The 22848-nt window shown below is 65.0% G+C and carries 13 protein-coding genes; 5 read left to right on the forward strand and 8 right to left on the reverse strand.

Annotated elements, in window-relative coordinates; all coding sequences use genetic code 11:
• Window positions 1–109 precede the first annotated feature (109 nt).
• The 4 genes from ABWK72_RS07065 to ABWK72_RS07080 all read right to left on the reverse strand — a co-directional run bounded on the left by ABWK72_RS07065 (window position 110) and on the right by ABWK72_RS07080 (window position 5896).
• Window positions 110–2470: a beta-L-arabinofuranosidase domain-containing protein gene (locus tag ABWK72_RS07065; protein ID WP_367874086.1), complete on the reverse strand. Its 2361-nt coding sequence runs from the start codon at window positions 2468–2470 to the stop codon at window positions 110–112.
• A 225-nt stretch (window positions 2471–2695) separates the two neighbouring features.
• The gene (locus tag ABWK72_RS07070) at window positions 2696–3925 is read right to left on the reverse strand and encodes a dihydrolipoamide acetyltransferase family protein (RefSeq protein ID WP_367874087.1); all 1230 of its coding nucleotides are present in this window, start codon (window positions 3923–3925) and stop codon (window positions 2696–2698) included.
• Between the two features lie 44 nt (window positions 3926–3969).
• Window positions 3970–4938: an alpha-ketoacid dehydrogenase subunit beta gene (locus ABWK72_RS07075; protein ID WP_367874088.1), complete on the reverse strand. Its 969-nt coding sequence runs from the start codon at window positions 4936–4938 to the stop codon at window positions 3970–3972.
• 13 nt (window positions 4939–4951) lie between these two features.
• Window positions 4952–5896, reverse strand: a complete 945-nt coding sequence (locus ABWK72_RS07080; RefSeq protein WP_367874089.1) for a thiamine pyrophosphate-dependent dehydrogenase E1 component subunit alpha — start codon at window positions 5894–5896, stop codon at window positions 4952–4954.
• Between the two features lie 289 nt (window positions 5897–6185).
• Here ABWK72_RS07080 and ABWK72_RS07085 point away from each other — a divergent pair, with 289 nt between their 5' ends.
• The gene (locus ABWK72_RS07085) at window positions 6186–6842 is read left to right on the forward strand and encodes a class I SAM-dependent methyltransferase (RefSeq protein ID WP_367874090.1); all 657 of its coding nucleotides are present in this window, start codon (window positions 6186–6188) and stop codon (window positions 6840–6842) included.
• Window positions 6843–7226: 384 nt separating this feature from the next.
• On the forward strand, window positions 7227–7526 hold the full coding sequence (locus ABWK72_RS07090; protein ID WP_367874091.1) for a hypothetical protein: 300 nt from the start codon (window positions 7227–7229) through the stop codon (window positions 7524–7526).
• A 110-nt stretch (window positions 7527–7636) separates the two neighbouring features.
• Here ABWK72_RS07090 and ABWK72_RS07095 read toward each other — a convergent pair whose 3' ends face one another.
• Window positions 7637–9757: a response regulator gene (locus tag ABWK72_RS07095; protein WP_367874092.1), complete on the reverse strand. Its 2121-nt coding sequence runs from the start codon at window positions 9755–9757 to the stop codon at window positions 7637–7639.
• Window positions 9758–9792: 35 nt separating this feature from the next.
• Window positions 9793–16077: a HAMP domain-containing protein gene (locus ABWK72_RS07100; protein ID WP_367874093.1), complete on the reverse strand. Its 6285-nt coding sequence runs from the start codon at window positions 16075–16077 to the stop codon at window positions 9793–9795.
• Window positions 16078–16304: 227 nt separating this feature from the next.
• Between ABWK72_RS07100 and ABWK72_RS07105 the strand changes: the two genes are divergently transcribed.
• From ABWK72_RS07105 to ABWK72_RS07115, 3 genes are all read left to right on the forward strand, one after another.
• Window positions 16305–16544 (forward strand): histidine kinase dimerization/phospho-acceptor domain-containing protein, encoded by a 240-nt coding sequence (locus ABWK72_RS07105; RefSeq protein WP_367874094.1) that lies wholly within the window; start codon window positions 16305–16307, stop codon window positions 16542–16544.
• Window positions 16545–16932: 388 nt separating this feature from the next.
• Window positions 16933–17679, forward strand: coding sequence for a GntR family transcriptional regulator (locus ABWK72_RS07110; protein ID WP_367874095.1), 747 nt, complete (start codon window positions 16933–16935; stop codon window positions 17677–17679).
• A 190-nt stretch (window positions 17680–17869) separates the two neighbouring features.
• On the forward strand, window positions 17870–20329 hold the full coding sequence (locus ABWK72_RS07115) for a hypothetical protein (RefSeq protein WP_367874096.1): 2460 nt from the start codon (window positions 17870–17872) through the stop codon (window positions 20327–20329).
• A 115-nt stretch (window positions 20330–20444) separates the two neighbouring features.
• Here ABWK72_RS07115 and ABWK72_RS07120 read toward each other — a convergent pair whose 3' ends face one another.
• On the reverse strand, window positions 20445–21401 hold the full coding sequence (locus ABWK72_RS07120; RefSeq protein ID WP_367874097.1) for an IS110 family transposase: 957 nt from the start codon (window positions 21399–21401) through the stop codon (window positions 20445–20447).
• A 390-nt stretch (window positions 21402–21791) separates the two neighbouring features.
• A complete protein-coding gene (lgt, locus tag ABWK72_RS07125) occupies window positions 21792–22814 on the reverse strand; it encodes a prolipoprotein diacylglyceryl transferase (RefSeq protein WP_367874098.1) in 1023 nt (340 codons plus the stop codon).
• Window positions 22815–22848 lie beyond the last annotated feature (34 nt).

Here is a 22848-nt window from a genome sequence, read left to right on the forward strand (position 1 = left end):
GTGCGGTTTTCCGCATCCGGCGGCTGAACCCGGCCGCTTTCATCCGTCTGCTGCGGATGATGCGGCGATCGATCACTGCGCGGCATTCTTACCGGACGCCCGCCCGGTGCTAGGAACCCTTCGTCCACTGAAGCACTCCAGCGGAAACGCCGTCCTCCAGTTGCACCTCAATCCGCAGCGCTTGAGTCTTCACCGGCTCGAAGCTCACGCGATTCGCCCGATCCTTCGCGATACCGAACCCGCCGCTGGCCTTGACCGGCTTCCACTCCGCCCCATCGAGATACATCAGCCGCCACGACTCCGGCACGCGGCAGCGGCCGGAGCCGGTATCATCGAACCAGTACACCGACGAGGACGAGACTTCCTCCGGCTTGTCGAAGGTCCACTGGAGCCACTCCGCGGTGCCGAGGTGATTCCAAAAGGTCAGGCGCGGGATGCCCTCCCCGCGCGATGACGATGGCGTGGGATTGGTCAAGATCACCTCTGCGGCATCGCCGCCATGACGATACGAATAATTGAGGCCCGGCTCGAGCACCGGCATTCCGCGCAGCAGCGGGAAGGCGGTAATGCGCAGCGTCTGCGCGCCGAAGGGCACCAGGGTAACTTCCTCCAGCGGCTGGTCGCTCTTGGCGGGGCTGGGCGGCACTTCCGCGGCCATGCGGTCGTCCCGCACCAGACCCCAGCCCGGCAGGCGCTTGGCGGACACCGTGAGCTTGATCGGCGTGGTCTCCGGCAGCCACGGATTGTCCGGCATCTTGGGCGCGCGGCTGAGCTTCGCCTGCGGTTTGGCGCGGTCGATATCCAGCGCGTAGTTCCATGGCGAGGCCGGCGTGAACTCGACTTCATCGAAGCCTCCGGGGAACAGCGTCACCGGTTTCACATCCTCCTTGATCCGCAGCGAGAAGACCAGCGGTCCGCGCCACAGCGAGGCGGAGCCGTTGTAGCCGTTCTCGGTGGCCAGTTCCGCGGGGAACTCCGCCACCACCTTGTCACCCGCATTCCAAGTCCGCTGGATGGTGAGGAACTCGCCGGTCTTCACACCGGAGACGAACTCGCCATTCACTGCCACCCGCGGATTCACGCTCCACGAGGGAATGCGCAGCTTCAGCGGAAATGCCAGCGGCTTACCCGGGCTGACGGTGAACTTGAGGACATCGGAGAACGGATAGTCGGTCTCTTCCTCGATCGTCACCGGCGTATCGCCCAATCTAACAGACACTAGGGTCGGCCCGTAAGCCATCGCCGCCAAGCCGCCATCGCTGGTGGCCATCCACGCGTGCTGCACATACTTCGGCCAACCCATGTGCAGGTTGTAGCAGCAGCAGTGGAAGCCGGAGTGCGGGCTGCACAGCAGATCGTCCCCATGATCGTCGGAGAAGGGCAAGGTGCCCTTGAAATTGCGCTGCGCCACCGGCGCGTTCGGCAGGGTGTAGTACTGGAATTGCTTAAACTCCTTCGTCGTGCCGCCGGGCAGCAGATTGAAGGCGATGCGTTCGTGCCGGTCCCCGATCAGCGGATCGCCGAGCACTTCCATGGCGACCTCGTTGCTCAGCATCTGCTCGACGATCGAGCACATCTCGATGCCCTGCGTCGTGGATTTGCCAGCGAGCGGTTCGGTGCCGCTCCACATGCCAATCGACAGCCCGTGGCTCCTGCGCAGCGTGGTCCAGGCATCGCCGAAGACCAGCGCATCGTCGCGCTTGCCCGTGCGCTCGTAGTTCGCCACCGCGAACTTCATCCCCTGCGAGACGTTCACCCCGTGCTCGATCCGGAAGTCGCCCGGACCGCCCACGAGGCTGCGGTAAAAGGTGTTCCAGCGGTTCGCCTGCTTCTCCAGGAGCCCGGCCAGATCTAACAGGAAGGCATCGCCGGTGCGCTTGTAGAGCCACTGCACGGTATCGATTTGATCACCGGCTCGCGCCTTCGCCCATTCCTCCAGCGGCTGCCGCGGCATCCGCTTCAGCATGAAGCGGCAGTACTTCGTCATCAGCGGGATCACCCGCGGGTCCTTGGTTGCCTCCTGATAGTCGCGCAGGGTCCAGAGGATCACCATCCGCGGCCACCAGTCCTCGTTCGAGGTCGGCCCGATCTGTCCGTCCGGCCGCTGCGAGGCGAGGATCGCCTCGATCCATTTCTGCGCCTGCGCCTTGAGCTTCGGGTCATCCGCGACGTAGGCGAGGCTCACCAAGCCGCGGATGAAGTAAGGCCCCTTCTCCCCCGCTTCCCCTGTCCCGCCGCGCCAGCCGCTTTCCGGACCGAGTTCGGGGATGACTTCCTCCGCATGCCCGGTCAGGCCGTCCGCCTGCAAGCGGAGCTGATGCGCCAGCCAGCCCCGGGCATCCACGCTGCCGAGATCGAGCGAAAGGAAGGGCGTCTCCTTCAGGGGTGCTCGCGTGGCCACGGCTTCACTCGCCACCTGCGCCGCGAGAGGTAGGGGCAGAAGCAGCAGGCAAAGTCGGGTGAAGCTCATGAACGAACATCACTCTAACGCGTTTGATTCGTCAAACGCCGCTAGCGTGTTCAGCCCGATGAGGTGTCTACCTCCGCCTCAAAAGAGCCACCAGAGGAAAACGAGGATCAAAAGGATCACGACAATTTCCGGACCACCCATGCCACTCATAGCGAAAGCATGCCGCGCCGGGAAGACGGACGGCAACCCGAAAAGCACGAAGGGCTTAGCCGGAATCGCAGACCCCTACAACTTCTCCGGCTCCTGCAACAACTTCGCCACCCGGCTCAGCAACAGGCCCGCGCCGCCCCCGTCCACCACGCGGTGGTCGAAAGTCATCACCAGTTCCGCTTCGGTCACCGGCAGGAAGGCTTCCACCTGCTCGCTCCAGACCGGCTTCTTCACCCCGGCACCGAGGCCGAGGATCAGGGTCTCGTTCGGCAGCGGGATCGGCGTGCCGGAAGTCAGCCCGAAGGTCCCGAAATTCGTCACGGTTGCGATGCCCCCGCGCAGGTCGTCTTCCGAGAGACGGCGACGCCGGCCGCGCTCGACCATTTGCGAATACTCATTGGTCAGCTCCTGCAGCGACTTCTGGTCGACCTTGCGCAGCACCGGCACCACCACGCCGTCTTCCACCTGCACCGCCACGCCGATGTCGAAGGCGCGCGGATGCACCACCTTCTGACCCATCAGGAAGCCCGCGCTCGCCGGGTCTTCCACCAGGGCCAGGGCAAAAGCACGCAGCACGTAAAGCGTCAGGCCCGGCTTCGGATCCTGCTGGCGGCGATGCTCCAGCACCCGATCCAGGCGCACCGGCAGCCCGACCGTCGCCAGCGGACGCGTCCAGCTCCGGCGCATCGCATCCGCCACCGCAAGCCGCATCGGCGAGGCATTGCTGCTCGGCCAAGTCTCGATGTAATCGATGAATTTCTCCAAGTCTTCCACCGTCACCCGACCGCCCGAGCCCGTGCCGGCGATCGCCGAAATATCCGCCTCGCGCAGGCCCATGTCATTCATCCGCGCGCGCATCCGAGGAGAGATGTAGTGCGCGCCCATGGTCCCGGTCGGCACCGGCAGACCCTTCACGCTCGGCACCACCGCAGGAGCTTCCTCATAGCTATCGTCATCCAGCGCGAAGTGCAGGTTCTTCTCCAGCGGCGGCGCGGCGGCGGCGGCGGTGCGGCGGTCGGACGCGGCCTCCATCGTGTCCACCCCGGCCTTCGCCACCTCCTCCTCGCTGACCTCCAAAAGCGCCAGCAGCGTGCCCACCGAATAGGTCTCGCCCTCCTTCGCCAGGATCTCCTTCACCGTCCCGCGGCAGAGCGTCGTCACGCCCATCGTCGCCTTGCTGGTCTCCACCTCGATCACCTCCTGGTCCACCTTCACCTCGCCGCCAAGCACGAGGTCAATGCGGACGACCGTCGCTTCGGCGATCGATTCGCCGAGCTGCGGCATGAGGATGGGGACGGTAGGCATAACACTGAGTGACGAATGACGAAGCCAGAATGACGAATGGCCAGTTAGAAGGTGAGGAGCTTGCGGAGTTCCAGGCAGATCGACTCCGGCGTCGGGCGGTGGGCGGCCCAGAGTTTTGGGTGATACGGCACCGGCGTGTCGCGAGAGTTCAGCCGCACCGGCGGCGCATCGAGGAGATGGAAGCCTTCAGCGCACACCCGCGAGACCACCTCGGCGGTGACACCGCCCCAGGGGAAAGCTTCGCCCAGCGCCAGCAAGCGCCCGGTCCGGGCCACGCTGGCCAGCACCGTGTCCATGTCCAGCGGCTTCACGGAACGCAGGTCCACGACCTCGATTTCCCAGCCGCCTTCTTCCTTCAGGCGATCCGCGGCGCGCACGGCCTCGTGCACCATCGCGCTGTAGGCCACCACCGTCGCGTGCTTGCCGGGCCGCGTGATCCGCGCCTTGCCGATCGGCAGGCCGTCGCCATTGATCCGCGGCGCCTTCAGCCAGCGGTAGAGGAACTTGTGCTCGCAGTAGACCACCGGATCATCCAGCTCCACCGACTCGATCAGCATGTGATAGGCATCCGCCACCGTCGCCGGCGTCACCACGATCAGGCCGGGGTAGTGCGCATACAGCGCCTCCATGCTCTGGCTGTGGAAAGGCCCCGAACCGGGCGTCCCGCCGGAGGGCAAGCGCACCGTCAACGGCACCGGGACCCCCGTCCGATAGTAGTGCGTCGCCGCCTGATTGACGATCTGGTTGAAGGCGATCGACGAAAAGTCCGCGAACTGCATCTCGACGATCGGCCGCATGCCCTCGATCGCCGCTCCCACCGCCATCCCGATCATCGCGTCCTCGCTGATCGGCGAATCCAGCACGCGACCGGGAAAAGCCTCGGCCAGCCCCTTGGTCGCCTTGAAGGCCCCGCCAAATTGCGAGATATCCTGCCCGTAGAGGAACACGCGCGGATCGTCGCGCAGCAGCTTCTCCTGCGCTTCGCGGATCGCATCGATATAGGTCACGCTCATTCGATTCGATTCCTCAAAGTCTCCCCGTCGCGCTCTTGCAAGCGAACCACTCCTCGTCCCACGGATCCGGCACCGGTTCCTGCTGGGCCTGGGCCACCGCGACCTGCACCTCGTCCGCAAATTCACTCTTCCAGCGCTCGATCTCATCGACCGTCGCGTGCCCGCCCTCGATCATCTGGACGATCCCCGTCTCCAGACAATCGCGCCCGAGATGGCCGGCCCTCATCAGCGGCGGCACGTAGCTGCCGTCGTCATGTTCGCCGTGGCCGCTCAGCCGCAGCAGGCGCGCCACGACCATCTGCGGCCCCGCGCCCTCCCGTGCCAAGGTCACCGCGCGGTGGATCACCTTCGCACAGGCCAGCAGGTCCGTGCCATCCACCGAATGCCCGCCGATGCCGTAACCCTTCGCCCGGTCCAGCAGGTCGGTGCAGGCGAATTGCCGGTCGGTCGGCGTCGAGTAGGCGAACTGGTTGTTCCCCACCACCACCACCATCGGCAGGTTCTCCACCGCCGCCATGTTGATGCCCTCGTGAAAAGACCCCGTGGAGGTCGCGCCATCGCCCACACAAGTCGCGCCGACGACGCCGAGCATCTCCCCCTTCAAGCGCCGCGCCATCAGCATCCCCGCGACCACGGAAACCTCCGCGCCCAGGTGGCTGATCATCGCCGGCATGCCCTGGAGCGGCCGGCCGCGGTGGATATTCCCGTCCCGCCCGCGCATCGGCCCCAGCACCGAGCCCAGGTAGGTCCGCGTGCAATCGATCAGCGGCTCCCCGAAAGCCGTGCGCCCGGCCTGGTCCCGGATCAGTGCGGCGAAAATGTCACGCCCCTGGATGAGCGCGGCTCCCAGTGAGGCACTGACCGCTTCCTGGCCTTTCCCGAGGTATACGCCGCCGACGATCTTGCCCGCCTTGTAGAGGCTGGACAGCTTGTTCTCAAGGAGTCGCGCCCGGAGCATCGCCCTGAATACGTCACGCAAATACTCGCGATCCGATCCAACGGCGGTCCTGACAGCTTCCTCGGTTTCCGGCACGGGCGGAAGGGTAAACGAGGGGGGCGAAGCGGGGCAACCGCATTCCGGGGCAACCCCGAGAATGCCATAACGGCGGATTTTGCGGTGCCCGCCCTTCTTCCCACACTTCATTCGTCATTCGAAAATTCTTCATTCGTCATTTTGCCGCTTTCATTCGTCATTCCTCCCCCGATTGACCACCGCACCAACTGCCCCCACAGTCCGGCATTCCAGAATGCAACGCCCGTCCCCGATCCGCGACTCCCGCATCCAGGTCAAACACACGGGCCACTCCTCGCGGATCCGCGCCGACTCCTGCGAAGCCTTGGAAGAGCACGTCATGTTCTTCCGCAAATTCCTGAGCGCTCCGCTCAAGACCGGCAGCATCCTCCCCAGCTCCGAATCCTTGACCCGCGAGATGGTCAAGCCGCTCGACTGGCCCCGCGTCAACCACATCGCCGAATTGGGGGCTGGCACCGGCGTCTTCACCCGCCGCATCGGCCAGCTCCACCGCCCCGGCACCGGCGTCATGGTCTTCGAGAAGGACGAGCCGATGCGCCTGCGCCTCCAGGATCAGTTCCCCGCCTTCAGCTTCCACCCGGACGCGCTGGACATCCGCAAGATCCTCGCCCAGCGCGAGATCCCCGCCCTCGATGGCATCATCTCCGGCCTGCCCTTCTCGAATTTCCCGCCGTCCCTGCGCCACGCCATCCTCGATGAAGCCGCCGCCGCCCTCGCCCCGGACGGCCTCTTCGTCACCTTCATCTACAGCCTGCGCCTCTTGGATACCTTGAAGCAGCGCTTCCGCAGCGTCCGCACCACCCTGGTCCCGCTCAATTTCCCGCCCGCCTTCGTCCACGTCTGCCGCGGACCGATGGTGAAGCGGGGGTAGGTTTCCGCTGCGCATCACGGACGGCTCTTCCCCTGGGAGTGCGGAGCCACCCGGCCCGCAGAGTGGTCCCTCACAGCCCTTTCCTTCTCCCCGTCCGCACCATCAAGACGGCGGTATCCATTCGACCCCACGATGCTATCCGCCATAGCGGACCACTCTGCGGCGAAGCAGAGCACATCGCGAACTTCGCATGGAAAGCGCCGTCGCTTCTACTGCCAACCTCGCCGTGGCCACTTCTCCCGGGGATCACTCTGCGGGTCGGGCGGCTCTGCGCTCCTAAGCGGGGGCCGTCCGTCAGTGGCGGCGTTGGGATTGCCGGGACTCCCCCCCGCAACCCTCCCCCACTCCCGGGGTTCGCACTTCCGAACCGCATCCTCATCATCCATGAAGAAACTCCTCTCGGCCATCCTCCTCGGCTGCCTGCTCTCCTCCTGCGGCACCATCTACATCAAGGACGTCATCCAAGGCGACCCCTTCGAGCGCTCCTACAAGCTGAACTTCCGCAATGCCGTCGACGAAGGCGCCACCGCCGCCCAAGCCCACCACATGGCCCTCCTCGTCGCCGGCGAGAAACACACCGTCACCTGGGAGCGCCGCGAACGCGCCGAGCAACTCTCCGAGGAACTCGACCGCGAGTTCGGCACTCACCGCGATCCCCTCGAGCCGACGCTGAAGTGGGACTAATCCTCTCAAATCTCAAATCTGAGATTTTAAATTTCAAATCCAAGCTCCCGCCCCATGCGCTAGCCCCTCCTCTTCAGCGCAGCGACACAGTCCGATTGATGATTGAGAGATTAATGATTGATGATTTCTTCAACACCGCATTCCAACAAAATCTCCTCCAATCTCCCCACATCCACCGGCTTCACCAGGTGATGCCTGAACCCATACCCGCGGGTCCGCTCCACATCCTTATCCATCCCGAAGCCGCTCAGCGCCACGCCCATCGTTCCGTTTCTCTTCGCCACCGCCTTCATCACCACCCCCGGACTTCCATCCGGCAGGCCAAGGTCGCTCAGCAGCAAATCGAAGTCCCGCGTCTCCGCCAGCTTCAGCGCGCTGGCCACGTCGAAAGCCTGCGTCACCTCGTGACCTTGCATCTCTAACAACAGTGTCAGCGACTCGCTGGTGTCCACGTGATCTTCTAACAAAAGGATCCGCAGTTGCCGCGTCCCGTCGCGTTCCGGGGTCGCCCTGCCGGCCTCCTCGCGCGGTCGCTCCGCCACCGTCGGCACGGCCACCGTCACCGTCGTCCCCTGCCCCGGCCCATCGCTCTCCAGCGCGATCGTCCCCCCGTGCAACTCGACCAGGGTCCGCGAGATCGCCAGCCCCAGGCCCAGCCCGCCGCCTTTGCCGCGCTCCACCTGCTCGAAGGGTTGAAAGACCCGGGCTTGCAGCGTTTTCTCGATCCCCGAGCCGGTATCGCGCACCGTGATCGAGATCCCGCCGTCCTCTTCATCACGGGTCGCCACATGCAGCGAACCCTCGTCCGTGAACTTCACTGCATTCTTGATCACGTTCCAGAAAACCTGCTGCAAGCGCGCCGGGTCCGCATTCACGAAGTGGTCCTGCGCCTCCAGATCCACCTTCAGCTCCAGCCCCTTCGCCTCCACATCGCCGCGGCAGATCTCGATCGCATTGCCCAGCAGCGCGTGCACATCCACCACCTCACGCTCCAGGTGGATCTTCCCGCTGCCGACCCGCGTCAGGTCGAGCAAGTCATCGATCAGCCGCGCTTCCAGTTCCACGTTCCGCCGGATCACTTCCAGCGGATGCCGTAGCAGTTCCGGAATGTCCGGCTCCGAGGCCAGCCGCACCAGATGCGTCAGCACCGGCGTCAGCGGCGTCCGCAGTTCGTGGCTTAACATGGCCATGAAGTGGTCCTTCGCCAAGCTCGCCGCCTCCGCTTCCTGCCGCGCTTCGTTTGCCTTGCGGTAGAGTTCCACGTTGTCCAGCGCCAGCGCGGTGCGGTGCGCCAGTTCCCCCGCCAGCCACAGCGTGTCGGGATTGAAGATCGCGCCCGGCTCGGTGTGGACCATCGTGATCGAGCCGATCACCCGCCCGCGCGCATGCAGCGGCACCGCCGCGAAACTCGTCGGCCTCAGCGCGCGGATCAGCTCGCGATCGCCCTCCGGCACCAGGTCCGCGATCATCTTCTCATCCACCCGGTTGCAGACGAAGGGCTCGCCCGTTACGTAGACGCGGAAGGCGCCGTGTGACGTCTCCTCCGGTCCCGGATAGCGGATCTGCCGCAGCAGCTCCTCCTGCTCCGGATCCTGGTGCGCCACCGCCACTTGCTCGATCCCGCCCAGCTTGTCCATCCGGTCGACCAGGCAGAATTCCGCCAGTCTCGGCACCACCAGCCGCGCCAGATTCTCGAAAGTCTTCTCATACTCCAGCGAGGCCACCAGCACGCTGCTCGCATCCGCCAGGAAGGCCATCCGCTCCTTCGCCGCCTCCGCCTGCGCCCGCGCCGATTGCGCGTGCAGCAGTTGCGCGTGCTCCTCCGCCTGCCGCTTCACCTGCTCGGTCTTCTGGTAGAGATCCACGAAGGCCGCCACCTTCGCCCGCAGGATCTCCGGGATCACCGGCGTCAGGATGTAATCCACCGCGCCCAGCGAGTACCCTCGCGTCACGTGGTTGCCGGAGTCGTTCATCGCGCTGATGAAGATGATCGGCGTCGATTCCGAGCGCGGCCGCTGGCGGATCAGCGCCGCCGTCTCGAAGCCGTCCAGTCCCGGCATGTTCACGTCCAGCAGGATTACCGCGAAGTCCTGCAGCAGCAGCTTGCGCAGCGCCTCATCCCCGGACCGCGCGGTCACCACGTTCTGCTCCAGGCCGTCCAACGCCGTTTCCAGCGCCAGCAGCTTGTCCTGGCGGTCGTCGACGATGAGGATGTTGGCCTCCTTGACCATCGGACTGATCCGCCGGGGAATGTGTGGAAACCCCATCATCGGTAAAGCCAGGTGCGCAGCAGGGTCAGCAGCCGGTCGGTATCCACCGGCTTGGAAATGTAGTCGGAAGCGCCCGCATCGATGCACTTCTCGCGGTCACCCTTCATCGCCTTGGCCGTCAGCGCGATGATCGGCAGATCCTCGAATCCATACATCCCGCGGATCGCGCTCATCACCTCGTAGCCGTCCATCTCCGGCATCATGATGTCCATCAGCACCACGTCGAATTCGCTGCCCTTGCGCAGCATCTCCAGCGCCAGCGCCCCCTGCTCCGCGGACACCACATCCATGTAGTGCCGCTCCAGCAAACTCGTCATGGCGAAGATGTTCCGCACGTCGTCATCCACGATCAACACCCGCCGCCCGGCCAAGATCGCATTCGGATCGTTGAGCCGCTGGACGATGTCGCGGCCGTGCGCAGGCAGGTCCGTGACCTTGCGGTGCAGCCACAGCGCGGTTTGGTCGTAGAGCCGCTCCGGGCTGCGCACGTCCTTGACGATGATCGTCTGCGCCAGCCGGTTAAGCTGGCTTTCCTCATCCTGCGACAGGCTCTTGCCGGTATAGACGATCACCGGCAGCTGCGGGTGCCGCGAACGGATGTCTTCGATCAGATCGAAGCCGGAGGCCCCCGGCAGCATCAGGTCCACCACCACGCAATCGTAGTGCCGCGAGCCCAGCGCTTCGAGCGCCTCCTCCGCGGTGCCCACCGCGTCCAGCATCGGCGTGTCGGCCAGCAGCTCCTTCAAGCTGTTGCGCTGCGTCTCGTCGTCCTCCACGACCAGCAGGTTGCCGGATGGTGCCTCGTGCAGGAGCCGCACGCGCCCGAAGATCTCGTCCAGCGCGGCCTGCTCCAGCGGCTTGCCGAGATAGCGCATCGCCCCCTGCTTCAGCGCGTTCTCCGGCTCGGCATCCGCGGAAATCACGAACACCGGGATGTGCCGCGTCGTGAGGTCCGACTTCAGCCGGCTCAGCACCTTCCAGCCGTCCAGATCCGGCAGGCTTACGTCCAGCGTGATCGCCGCCGGTTGCAAATCCCGCACCAGCGACAGCGCCGCGTAGCCGCGCGATACCGCCACGCCCTTGAAGCCCGCCGCCCGCGCCCGCTCTAACAACTGCGACGCGAACTCGCGGCTGTCCTCGACGATCAGGATCACCGGGTCCCCCGGATGCACGTCGTTGCGGTCGTCCTCGATCCCCTCCGGGGCCGGCAGCGCCGCCGTGTGCAAGCGCGCCGAACGAGACTCCGATGCCACGTCGATCACCGGCATACCCGGCCGCAGCGGCAGGAAGAAGGTGAAGGAACTGCCGCGGCCTTCCTCGCTCTCGACCGTGATCTCACCGCCCAGCAGGCGCCCGAGCTCGCGGCTGATCGCCAGCCCCAGACCCGTGCCGCCGTAGCGCCGGCTGGTGCTGCCATCCGCCTGCAGGAAGGGCTCGAAGATCACCATCTGCTTCTCCTCCGGAATCCCGATGCCCGTGTCGGTGACCGTGAAGGCCAGCAGTTCCGGTGAATCCAACGGCAGCAGCGAACCGCGCAGCTTGATCCGCTCCACGCTCGATACCTTGATCGTGACCTTGCCCTTCTCGGTGAACTTGACCGCGTTCGACACCAGGTTCTTGAGGATCTGATCGAGCCGCTGTTCGTCGGTGTGGATCCGCTCCGGCAGGTCCGCCGCGAGATCGATCTCGAACCCGAGGCCCTTCTCCTTCGCAACGTGGCGGAAGGTCCGGTCGAGGTTCTCCAGCAGGTCGTCGAGCCGCAGTTCCGCGACCGAGATCGTGAAGTTGCCCGACTCGATCTTCGACAGGTCGAGGATGTCGTTGATCAGGCGCAGCAGGTCGCGGCCGGATCCGAGGATCGTCTTGGCGAAGTCGACCTGCTTCGTCGTCAGGTTGCCGTCGTAGTTCGCGCCGAGCTGGTCGGCCAGGATCAGCAGGCTGTTGAGCGGCGTGCGCAACTCGTGCGACATGTTCGCCAGGAACTCCGACTTGTATTTCGAAGTCAGCGCGAGCTGCTGGGCCTTGCCTTCCAGCGCCATCCGCGCCTGCTCCACTTCGGAATTCTTTCGTTCCACCTCCTCGTTCTGCTCGGCCAGCTGGGCCGCCTTGTCCTGCAGTTCCTTGTTGGTAGTTTCCAGTTCTTCCTGGCGGTTCTGGAGCTCGCCGGCCAGCGACTGCGATTGCTTGAGCAGATCCTCGGTCAGCGTGTTCGCCTTGATCGTGTTGAGCACGATCCCGATCGACTCCGCGAGCTGCACCAGGAAGGTCTCGTGCGTCGAGTTGAAGCCTTGGAAGGATGCCAGCTCGACCACCGCCTTGACCTTGCCTTCGAAGAGGATCGGCAGGACCATGATATTGACCGGCGCAGCCGCTCCTAGCCCCGAACTGATCTGGATGTAGTCGCTCGGCACGTTGGTCAGCAGGATCGGCTGCTTCTCCAGCGCCGCTTGCCCCACCAGACCCTCGCCCATCCGGTAGCGGTTGCCCAGGTTCTTGCGCTCGGTGAAGGCATAACTCGCCAGCAGCCGCAGTTCCGGCTCCACCGACTCATCCATGATGTAGAAGATCCCGGTCTGCGCCGACACCACCGGCGCGAGCTCGGACAGGATCAGCTTGCCGACGGTCAGCAGGTCCTTCTGGCCCTGCAGCATGCGCGTGAATTTCGCGAGGTTCGTCTTCAGCCAGTCCTGCTCCTCGTTCCGCGACGTGGTGTCGCGGAGGTTGCGGATCATCTCGTTGATGTTGTCCTTCACGAAGGCCACCTCACCGCGCGCCGAGACCTGGATGCTCCGGGTCAAGTCGCCCTTCGTCACCGCCGTCGCCACGTCGGCGATCGCCCGGAGCTGGGTGGTCAGATTCGCCGCAAGCTGGTTCACGTTGTCGGTCAGGTCGAGCCAGGTGCCGGATGCGCCGGGCACGTGGGCCTGGCCGCCGAGCTGCCCTTCCACACCCACCTCGCGCGCCACCCCGGAGACCTGTTCGGCGAAGGTCGCCAGCGTGCTGGTCATGCTGTTGATGGTATCCGCGAGCTCGGCGACCTCGCCCTTCGCTTCCACCATCAGCTTCTGGTTCAGGTCGCCTTTCGCGACCGCGGTCACCACCTTCGCGATACCGCGCACCTGGTTGGTAAGGTTACCCGCCATCGAGTTCACCGAATCCGTGAGGTCCTTCCAGGTGCCGCCCACGCCCTTCACTTCGGCCTGACCGGCGAGCTTCCCTTCCGTGCCCACTTCGCGGGCCACGCGGGTCACTTCCGAGGCGAAGGAGTTGAGCTGGTCCACCATCGTGTTGACCGTGTTCTTCAGCTCGAGGATCTCGCCTTTGACATCCACCGTGATCTTCCGGGAAAGGTCGCCATTCGCCACCGCCGTCGTCACCGCCGCGATGTTCCGCACCTGGTTGGTCAGGTTCGAGGCCATGAAGTTCACCGAATCCGTGAGGTCCTTCCAGGTGCCCGAGACGCCTTCCACCCGCGCCTGCCCGCCGAGCGCCCCTTCCGAGCCCACCTCGCGCGCCACGCGGGTCACTTCCGAAGCGAAGGAACGAAGCTGGTCCACCATCGTGTTGATGGTGTCCTTCAGTTCCAGGATCTCGCCGCGGACGTCCACCGTGATCTTCTTGGAGAGGTTGCCCGCCGCGACTGCCTTCGTGACGTCCGCGATGTTCCGCACCTGGTTGGTGAGGTTACCGGCCATGAAGTTTACCGAGTCGGTGAGGTCCTTCCAGGTGCCGGCCACGCCTTTCACATCCGCCTGGCCGCCGAGGGCTCCTTCCGAGCCCACCTCGCGCGCCACGCGGGTCACTTCCGCGGCGAAGGATCCGAGCTGGTCCACCATCGTGTTGATGGTGTTCTTCAGCTCGAGGATTTCCCCCTTCACATCCACCGTAATCTTCTTCGAGAGGTCGCCTCGCGCCACCGCCGTGGTCACATCGGCGATGTTACGCACCTGGTTGGTGAGGTTACCGGCCATGAAGTTCACCGAGTCGGTGAGGTCCTTCCAGGTGCCTGCCACGCCCTTCACATCCGCCTGACCGCCGAGCTTCCCTTCCGTGCCCACTTCACGGGCCACGCGGGTCACTTCCGAGGCGAAGGAATTGAGCTGGTCCACCATCGTGTTGACCGTGTCCTTGAGCTGCAAGATCTCGCCGCGGACCGCCACCGTGACCTTCTTGGAAAGGTCGCCGTTCGCCACCGCCGTCGTCACGTCGGCAATGTTCCGCACCTGGTCGGTGAGGTTGCCCGCCATCGAGTTCACCGAATCGGTGAGGTCCTTCCACGTGCCCGCCACGCCCTTCACATCCGCCTGGCCGCCGAGGGCCCCTTCCGTGCCCACTTCGCGCGCCACACGGGTCACTTCCGAAGCGAAGGACCCGAGCTGGTCCACCATCGTGTTGATGGTATTCTTCAGCTCCAAAATTTCCCCCTTAACGTCCACCGTGATCTTCTTGCCGAGGTCGCCATTCGCCACCGCGGTGGTCACCTCGGCAATGTTGCGGACCTGGTTGGTGAGGTTACCCGCCATCGAGTTCACCGAATCCGTGAGGTCCTTCCAGGTGCCGGCCACGCCGCGCACTTCGGCCTGGCCGCCGAGCTTCCCTTCCGTGCCCACCTCGCGCGCCACCCGCGTGACCTGATCGGCGAAGGATGAGAGCTGGTCCACCATCGTGTTGATGGTGTTTTTCATCTCAAGGATCTCGCCCTTGACGTCCACCGTGATCTTCTTCGAGAGGTCGCCATTGGCGATGGCCGTCGTCACGTCGGCGATGTTGCGGACCTGGTCGGTCAGGTTGCCCGCCATCATGTTCACGTTATCGGTCAGGTCCTTCCAAGTGCCGGCCACGCCTTTCACATCCGCCTGGCCGCCGAGCGCCCCGTCCGTGCCCACTTCGCGCGCCACGCGGGTCACTTCCGAAGCGAAGGAACGGAGCTGGCCCACCATCGTGTTGATCGTGGCTTTCAGCTCCAGGATCTCGCCTTTGACGTCCACCGTGATGGTCTTGGAAAGATCGCCGTTCGCGACCGCCGTCGTCACCTCGGCGATGTTACGCACCTGGGCGGTGAGGTTGCCGGCCATCGAGTTCACCGAGTCGGTGAGGTCCTTCCAGGTGCCCGCCACACCGGACACGTTCGCCTGGCCCCCGAGCTTCCCTTCCGTGCCCACTTCACGGGCCACGCGGGTTACTTCCGAGGCGAAGGACCCGAGCTGGTCCACCATCGTGTTGATCGTGTTCTTCAGCTCGAGGATCTCGCCTTTGACATCCACCGTGATCTTCTTGGAAAGGTCGCCATTCGCCACCGCCGTCGTCACCGCCGCGATGTTCCGCACCTGGGAGGTGAGGTTGCCGGCCATGGAGTTCACCGAATCCGTCAGATCCTTCCAGGTGCCCGAGACGCCTTCCACCCGCGCCTGGCCGCCGAGCGCCCCTTCCGTGCCCACCTCGCGGGCCACGCGGGTCACTTCCGAGGCGAAGGAGCGGAGCTGGCCCACCATGATGTTGACCGTGTCCTTGAGTTCCAAGAACTCCCCTTTGACGTCCACCGTGATCTTTTTGGTGAGGTCGCCGTTCGCCACCGCGGTCGTCACCGTCGCGATGTTACGCACCTGGGCGGTGAGGTTGCCGGCCATCAGGTTCACGTTGTCGGTGAGGTCCTTCCAGGTGCCCGCCACGCCCTTCACCTTCGCCTGGCCGCCGAGCTTCCCTTCCGTTCCCACCTCGCGCGCCACGCGGGTTACTTCCGAAGCGAAGGCACCGAGCTGCTCCACCATCGTGTTGACGGTGCGCGCCGTGCGCAGGAATTCCCCCTTCAGCGGGCGGCCGTCCATGTCGGTCGAAATGTTCTGCGAGAGGTCGCCCTTCGCCACCGCGCCGATCACGCGTGCGACCTCATTGGTCGGCTGGACCAGGTTCGCGACCAGGCTGTTGAGCGAGCCGATCGCCGCGCTCCACGAGCCCTGCACGTCGCCGAGCGAGGCGCGCTGGTTGATGCGGCCTTCCACGCCCACCACCTCCGAGATCCGCGCCAGTTCCGCGGCCATCTCCTGGTTGCGCCGGATCACCTCGTTGAAAGTGTCCGCCACCTTGCCCTCGATCCCCGTCCACTCTTCCGGCAGGCGCACGCTGAAGTCGCCGCGCTTGAACGCGGTCAGCGCGGCATGCAATTCGCCGAGGACGTTGTCGTCGTCCTTGCGTTTGGGCGCGGGCTTCGCCGCCTTGCGCTTCACGGTTTTCTCGGGGGTGATGCCGTTGACAGCGGCGGCGGAGCGGGCAGCTTTCCTCATGGGCGTGGAGATAAGGTCTGGGGCGGGAAAGACGCCTTCTCGCAGGCCACGTTCCAAAATCCGCAGCCGCTTCGTCACCCCTAGAAAAGCCTAGCAGAAATGCCCGTGCAGCGCGCCATTTTTGATGCGCTTCGCACGATTTTCCGTGCAAAAATCCACCTCGCCCGGTGCAAGATGCAACCCGCACGGCGCTTGCTTTTACGTCTTCACGCGGCTTGTTTATCGGGGTGAACAATCCCCCCCCGATCAACGCGGCGCTGCCTTGGGAACAGGTGGTCGCGCAGGCCGTGCATGACATGCGCTCGCCGCTCTCGACCATGACCACGACCCTCGCCGTCCTGCGCATGGCGGTCGCCGACCCGGCCAAGGCCGAGAAGCTCCTGGCCATCCTCGAGCGCCAGACCGCCGACCTCACCACCCACCTCGAGCGCCTCGTCGACGACCCCGGCTCTTACGTCGCGAAGTAGTCCCCCGAAAAGGTACGACACCCATCCCCCGAAACGGGGCGGGACCCGTCCCCCATTTCGGTACGACACCCGTCCCCCAAAACGGGGCACAAAGGTTCCCCCCTCTAAGGGTACCCCATTAAGGTACTCCCCTGAGGTGTACGGCGGCAACTTCGTCCAGCAATCGGCTTGGCTTATCCCGGGATTTGTGCCTAGGATGGCGTGAGTAAGGAGCAAGCAATGGCGGTCGGCTGAGTGGTGCCCTGTGGATGGCCCTGCGTGGCCACGGTGGCGATCCGGGAGAGCACCGCCCAAGGAGCCAACAAGGGCAAATGTTCACACAAATTCGAAGTGAAACTGCACATTTGCTTTCGCTGCGGGAAGTTTCCGGGCAAGCAGGGGTTGCGCGATGCAGTTCTCGATTGATAGCAAGGATCCGGCCCCGCTCCACAGTCAGGTGGAAGTGCTGGTTCGGGAGCTGATTGCAGACCCGGTCCACCAGCAGGGGAAACTCCTGCCGCCCGAGGCGCAGATGGCGGCGGAGCTGGGGATCAGCCGCAACACAGTGCGGGCGGCGATCTCGCGACTGGTGCAGGAAGGGCTGCTGGAACGCAAGGCGGGGGTGGGGACGCGGGTGCTCAAGCACGCGGTTTCGACCAAGCTGGCGGACTGGGCGAGCTTCACCGGCGAGATGCTGCAGAAGGGCATCCGGGTGCAGACCTTCGCGCTGGAGGTGGGGATGGTAGCTGCGGACGACGAGGTCTTCCTGAGCCTGGGGATCGAGCGCCGCAAGAAGGGCGAGCGGCTGCTGCGGATGGCGCGGGTGCGAGGATACGACGACATTCCCGCGGTCTATTCCATCTCCTGGTTCCACCCGCGGACGGCGCTGGCGGTGGACGACGATTTCTCAACCCCGCTCTACGATCTGATCCACCGCAAGAGTTCGCTGGTGGCCCAAATTTCGCGCGAGGAGATCCGGGCGGGAGCCGCCGATGCGGCCTTGGCGGCGCGGCTCGATTGCGAGGTGGGCCTGCCGATCCTGGAGCGGCGGCGGGTGGCGGAAGATTCCGGAAGCCGGCAGCTGGAGTTCAACCTGAACTACTACCGCGGGGATCGGTTCACCTACTCGATCAGTATTGAGAGGAATAGGGGGTGATTGGGTGATTGGGTGGTGGATTCGAGGCTCGGCCTGAGGCTGCGGAGCGTGAGAGCGAGAGACGGGGCACGATTTCCAATTGACTGCATTCAATGGAATGTTCAAACAAATAAAGTCGGGTTGTCCAAGCAAGTGTTGCCGCAATGGTGACTCCCCGGCCTCTCCCTCCCGACCCAACGCAAGAACCCGAATGAACCCCGCCCGAACCCCAATCCTGATGGCGACCTGCTTGGCAAGTGCGGTCGCCTGCGTGCCGCTCGATGCGGCCATCGTCCCCGTCGCCAGCGCCGAGGCATCGTCCAACTGGAACGGCCTCTCGCTGACCAAAACGATCGACGGCAGCGGCATCACCGGCTCGCTGGCGACCGAGGCCGATCTCGGCATCGCGACCCATGACAACAACGGCTCCGCGGTCACGATGTGGCACTCGCTGATCGCGGATGGCGCGGGGATGACGCTGACCTACGCTTTCACGCACGCGTCCAATCTCCGGACGATGTATTACTGGAACCATAACCAGAGCGGATCGAACATCGACCGCGGGCTGCAGGTGGCGGAGGTCCAGTATTCCACCAATGGCGGAGCGGACTACCAGAGCTTGGGGAACTTTAACTTCACGAAGGCGACAGGAGGAGCCGCGGAGCTGCCGCATCCGCTGGATCTGGGCACCACGCTGAACGCCGTGACGCACCTTCGGCTGGTGGTCGTGAGCGACTGGGGCGGGATCGTGACCGGGTTGTCCGAGATCCGCTTCTCGGACATCGCGCCGGTGGAACCGAAGGCGATCATCAATCTCACTGCCAGCGATCTCATCGTCTACGACGGGTCGGAGATCACGCTCAGCTGGTCGACCCAGCGGGTGACCAGTCCGGTGATCACGCCGGGCATCGGCGCGGTGGCGGAGGCCGATCTGGCCTTCGTGATGGTGCCCCCCGGCAAGGACACCGTTTACACCTTGGCCGGTGACAGCGCCAACGGGCCCGTCTCGGCCTCCCTGACCGTCCGCTCGGTAGCGGGCGGGCCTTCAACCTACAAGTTCGTGCGCTTCACGCCGCGCAAGCTGAGGAACGACCTGACGGCGAACAGCATCCAGCTCGCGGAGTTCTACCTTTTGAACGCAGGCGAGAAGCTGGAGGGCGCCACCTACACGAATCCCGGCGGTGACAATCCCGCTGAGCAGGAGCCGGTGTATGCCGGCGACGGGCTGAACGACACCAAGTGGCTCGACCACAACAAGGGCGCGCTGCAACTGGAATTCCCAGCCGCGGTGACCTTCGACACGTACGGCTTCACCACCGCAGGCGATGCCGCGGAGCGCGATCCGCTGCGCTGGATCATCGAGGGCAGCGCCGACGGCACAACGTGGACGCTGATCGAGAACATCACCACCTTCGACTATGTGACGCCGACGACGCGCGGGACCTCCACGCTGGATATCCCCCTGCCCGGCAACTCGCTGTATCCGATCCTAAAGATCGAGGGCGATACCAAGGTGGTGGCGGGCGAGCCGCTCTCCCTGCGCTGGACGACCGAGGGTGCGACGGCGGTGACGCTGGATAGCGGCTCGGGGCCGGTGGCGCTGGGCAGCACGAACGGCGGGACCACGGTCACTCCGGCGGCTAACACGACCTACACCTTCGTGGCCACGAATGCATTCGGGAACACCATCACGGCGGCGCTGTCCGCTGCGGTGGTCACTCCGGCGGTCACGACCATCGATTACGACGACTTCGACGATGCGGGGGAGGAGATCGCATTGATCGGGAATGCAGCAGTAACGGCGGATGCGACGCTGACGGTGCCGGGTCCGGGCAAGCGGCTGCGTGTCACGCCGAACCAATCCGGCATGGCGGGGGGCGCGTGGTTCCGCCTGCGGCAGAAGGTGGACGAAGGCTTCGATACCCGCTTCGCGGTGCAGTTCAAAGCCACCACCACCGGCGGTGCGGACGGGATGGCCTTCGTGGTCCAGAATCATCCGATCGGCTCCGCGGCGATGCCCGCCACCTTGCACGAATGGGGGCTGGCCGAGGCGGCGCTCAACGTGTCTCTCGATTCCTACCAGAATGCCGGCGAGCCGAGCAATGCGGTGTTGAGGGTTCTCAGCGGTTCCGCGGTCGAAGCCACCGTCGACCTTGCGATGATCTCCGGGATCAGCTTCCCGGGAACCTTGCCCGGCGACCTGAGCGACAACACCACGACCGGTGCCGCGCACGAGGTGCGGGTGGCCTATCTTCCCGGAAACCTGGACGTTTATTTCGACGGGGTGCTGGTGGTCGATAGCTTGAATATCGATCTCGGGGTGATTGAGGCGATGGATGGTTCGGGCACGAGTTACGCCGGTTTCACCGCGCGGACGGGAGGAGCCTCCGAATCGCACGACGTGACGTCCTGGTCCTTCAGCGAAGGGCCGCCGGCACCGCCGCTGGTGATTCTTTCGAGCACGATCAACAAGCTCGGGGGCCAGGCGTCACTGACCTGGGCGTCTTCACCGGTGAAGAGTTACCGGATCACTTCTTCGACGGATTTGGTCGATTGGGAGACGGTGCTTGAGAGCGGGATCCCGGGGGCAGTGGGGGCGGATGAGACGGTGAAAACGGTGAGCTTCCCGAGTGCGGCGGGGCGCTTGTTTATCCGGGTCGAGGAGGAGTAGCTGTTAGAGTTGTCCAGGAGGTCATACCGCCCGCCTTGAGGTTGAGCAGGCGGGCGGTATCTTTTTTGGGGGGATCCACGGATCACCCACCTGGGAGCGCGGAGCAGCGGTGTCATCAGGCAAGTGAAAATTGTGGATCGGCGATCATCCGGTTGAGAACCGAGAGCATTTTGCGCATGACCGCCACCATGGCGACCTTGGGCAATTTCCCCCTGGCGGTCAGGCGTTGGTAGAGCGCCGAGAGGATGGTATTGTGGGTGGATGCGGTGACCGCCGCCATGTAGAGCACGTCGCGCACGACGGCGCGCCCGCCGCGGATCCGGCGCTTGCCGCGGTGTTTGCCGCTGTCGCAGGGATGCGGTGCGACGCCCACCAGCGAGGCGAGGGTCTTGTCGCCGAGCAGGCCGAGCTCGGGCAAGTAGGCCAGCAGGGTGGCGGCCAGCACCGGGCCGACCCCGCACAGCTGGCGCAGGCGCTTGGCCTTGGCACCCAGGGCGGGCTCGGCCTTGAGGTGCGCGGCGATGTCCTTGTTGACCTGGCGCAGCGCGGCCTTCAACGCGGCGAGCTGGGCCTGGAGGCCCTCGCGCAGGTAGCCCTGCGCGACATCGAGTTGCGAGGAGGTGGCGACGCGCCGGTCGCTGATGAGGCGGCGGTAGTCGAGCATCTCGCGCAGGCGCACGGCGGCGGGATCGGCCGGCAGTTCGAGGGGCGGGCGGATCTTGTCGCCGTAGCGGGCGAGGAGTTGCGCGTCGATGCTGTCGGTCTTGGCGAGCAGGCCTTCGGCGAGGGCGAAGTGGCGGACCCTGCCGGGTGGCACGACGCAGATGCCGGTGCCGGCTGCCAGCAGCGCGGCCACGGCGGGGCGCTCGTAGCCGCCGCTGGCCTCGCAGATCACGCGCGGGTTCTGCAGGCCCTGGAGGCGTTTGATGAAAGCGGCGTGGCCCTTGGGGGTGTTGTCGTCGGCCCGCGGCTTGCCGCCGGGGACGAAGGAATCGAGGCGGGCCTTGGAAACATCCAGGCCGACGAAGGTGACGGAGGGGTCGGTCATCTCTTTCTTGCAATGCGAGTTCATGGTGACTCAATCAGCGGTTCGAGGTTTGACCGGGAACGGAACCGGGGACCCATGCTCCGCGACGGGATCGAGGTCCCTTGCCACAGGCGGCGGTCTCTCCGGTTCCGCCGCGTGCGGGGCTGCCACCCCGCACGCGTCCCGGTGTGGGTAATAACCCACCATGCGTGCCGCCATCAGGCAACCCGCCGCGGGTGCTTTCCTCCGACGAGCTTCCTACGGGCCCATTCTCGGAAAGCACCCGCGGCTGGCCGTTATTTTGGACGGCGGTGCAACATACAAGCCACCCGGCCCGCAGAATGGTCCCAACTGCCGTCTGTTGAGACGGATTGAGAGAACCGGAACGGCACGACCGCGAGATACGCTCCCAAGCCACCCAACCACCCGGGCCCATCACCCCTCCCCCACCGTCTTCCCCTTGATGAACTTCGAGGAGAACACAAACACCAGCCCGGCCACGACCATGAACAGCGAGAGGAATTGCCCCCGCGTCATCATGCCGATCATCTCGGAATCCGGCTCGCGGAATTGCTCCGCGAAGATCCGGAACACCGCGTAGAAAATGAAGAATAGCCCGGTAAGCACCCCGACCGGCGCATTCGGATAGCGCACCCGCACGAACCACAGGATCGCGAACAGCGCGATCCCTTCGAGGAAGCCCTCATAAAGCTGCGAGGGATGCCGCGGCAGCAGGAAGGGCTCGATCGCCTGGGACACCGCCGGCTCATGCCGCTGCGCCGCCAGCATCTGCTCGAACAAGTACCCATCCGGCATCCGCTGGGGACCACCGCCCAGCCACTGCTGGTAGACCGCATCGAAACGCGGGGAGACCGCCGCGGCAGCTTCCATCGCCGCCGCGAAGTTCGCGGACTCCGGATGCTTCGCGTCCGTCAGCGCCAGCGGGAATTTCATCGCCCACGCCACCCCTTCCGCCGGCCGGCCGTAGAGCTCGCCGTTAATGAAATTCGCCATCCGCCCGTAGAACAGGCCCAGCGGCGAAACCACGCACAGCCCGTCCCCCAGCCCGCGCCACGAGACCTTCTTTCTTTTCGCGTAGACCCAGGTGAAAATCACCAGCCCCAGGATCCCGCCATGGCTGGCCATGCCGCCCTCCCAGACCTTGAGAACAATCAGCGGGTCGCGATAGATCCAGTCCCAGCCGTGGCTCGGCCCGTAATAGAAGAGCATGTAGCCCAGCCGCCCGCCCAAGAAGACCCCGAAGATCCCCGCCGCGAAAATGAAATCCCCCGCCGAGCCCGGCGGCAACACCCACAGCTTGCGCTTCGCCAGGATATTCAGCAGCCAGGCCCCGGTCAGAAAGGCCGCCAGATAGGCCAGCCCGTACCAACGCAGCTGGATCGCATCGGTGAAGCGGACCAGCACCGGGCTCAAATCATGCACGTAGGTGGCGAACACGGCGCGACTAGAAGGGAGCCGGTCGGGGGTGGCA

The sequence above is a fragment of the Luteolibacter sp. Populi genome, from assembly GCF_040801775.1.
Taxonomy (GTDB): Bacteria; Verrucomicrobiota; Verrucomicrobiia; order Verrucomicrobiales; family Akkermansiaceae; genus Haloferula.

Coding starts and splice junctions, on each gene's coding strand:
- ABWK72_RS07065 (WP_367874086.1), bottom strand. CDS start 2,470: ATGAGCTTCACCCGACTTTGCCTGCTGCTTCTGCCCCTACCTCTCGCG.
- ABWK72_RS07070 (WP_367874087.1), bottom strand. CDS start 3,925: ATGCCTACCGTCCCCATCCTCATGCCGCAGCTCGGCGAATCGATCGCC.
- ABWK72_RS07075 (WP_367874088.1), bottom strand. CDS start 4,938: ATGAGCGTGACCTATATCGATGCGATCCGCGAAGCGCAGGAGAAGCTG.
- ABWK72_RS07080 (WP_367874089.1), bottom strand. CDS start 5,896: ATGCTCCGGGCGCGACTCCTTGAGAACAAGCTGTCCAGCCTCTACAAG.
- ABWK72_RS07085 (WP_367874090.1), top strand. CDS start 6,186: ATGCAACGCCCGTCCCCGATCCGCGACTCCCGCATCCAGGTCAAACAC.
- ABWK72_RS07090 (WP_367874091.1), top strand. CDS start 7,227: ATGAAGAAACTCCTCTCGGCCATCCTCCTCGGCTGCCTGCTCTCCTCC.
- ABWK72_RS07095 (WP_367874092.1), bottom strand. CDS start 9,757: ATGGTCAAGGAGGCCAACATCCTCATCGTCGACGACCGCCAGGACAAG.
- ABWK72_RS07100 (WP_367874093.1), bottom strand. CDS start 16,077: ATGAGGAAAGCTGCCCGCTCCGCCGCCGCTGTCAACGGCATCACCCCC.
- ABWK72_RS07110 (WP_367874095.1), top strand. CDS start 16,933: ATGCAGTTCTCGATTGATAGCAAGGATCCGGCCCCGCTCCACAGTCAG.
- ABWK72_RS07115 (WP_367874096.1), top strand. CDS start 17,870: ATGAACCCCGCCCGAACCCCAATCCTGATGGCGACCTGCTTGGCAAGT.
- ABWK72_RS07120 (WP_367874097.1), bottom strand. CDS start 21,401: ATGAACTCGCATTGCAAGAAAGAGATGACCGACCCCTCCGTCACCTTC.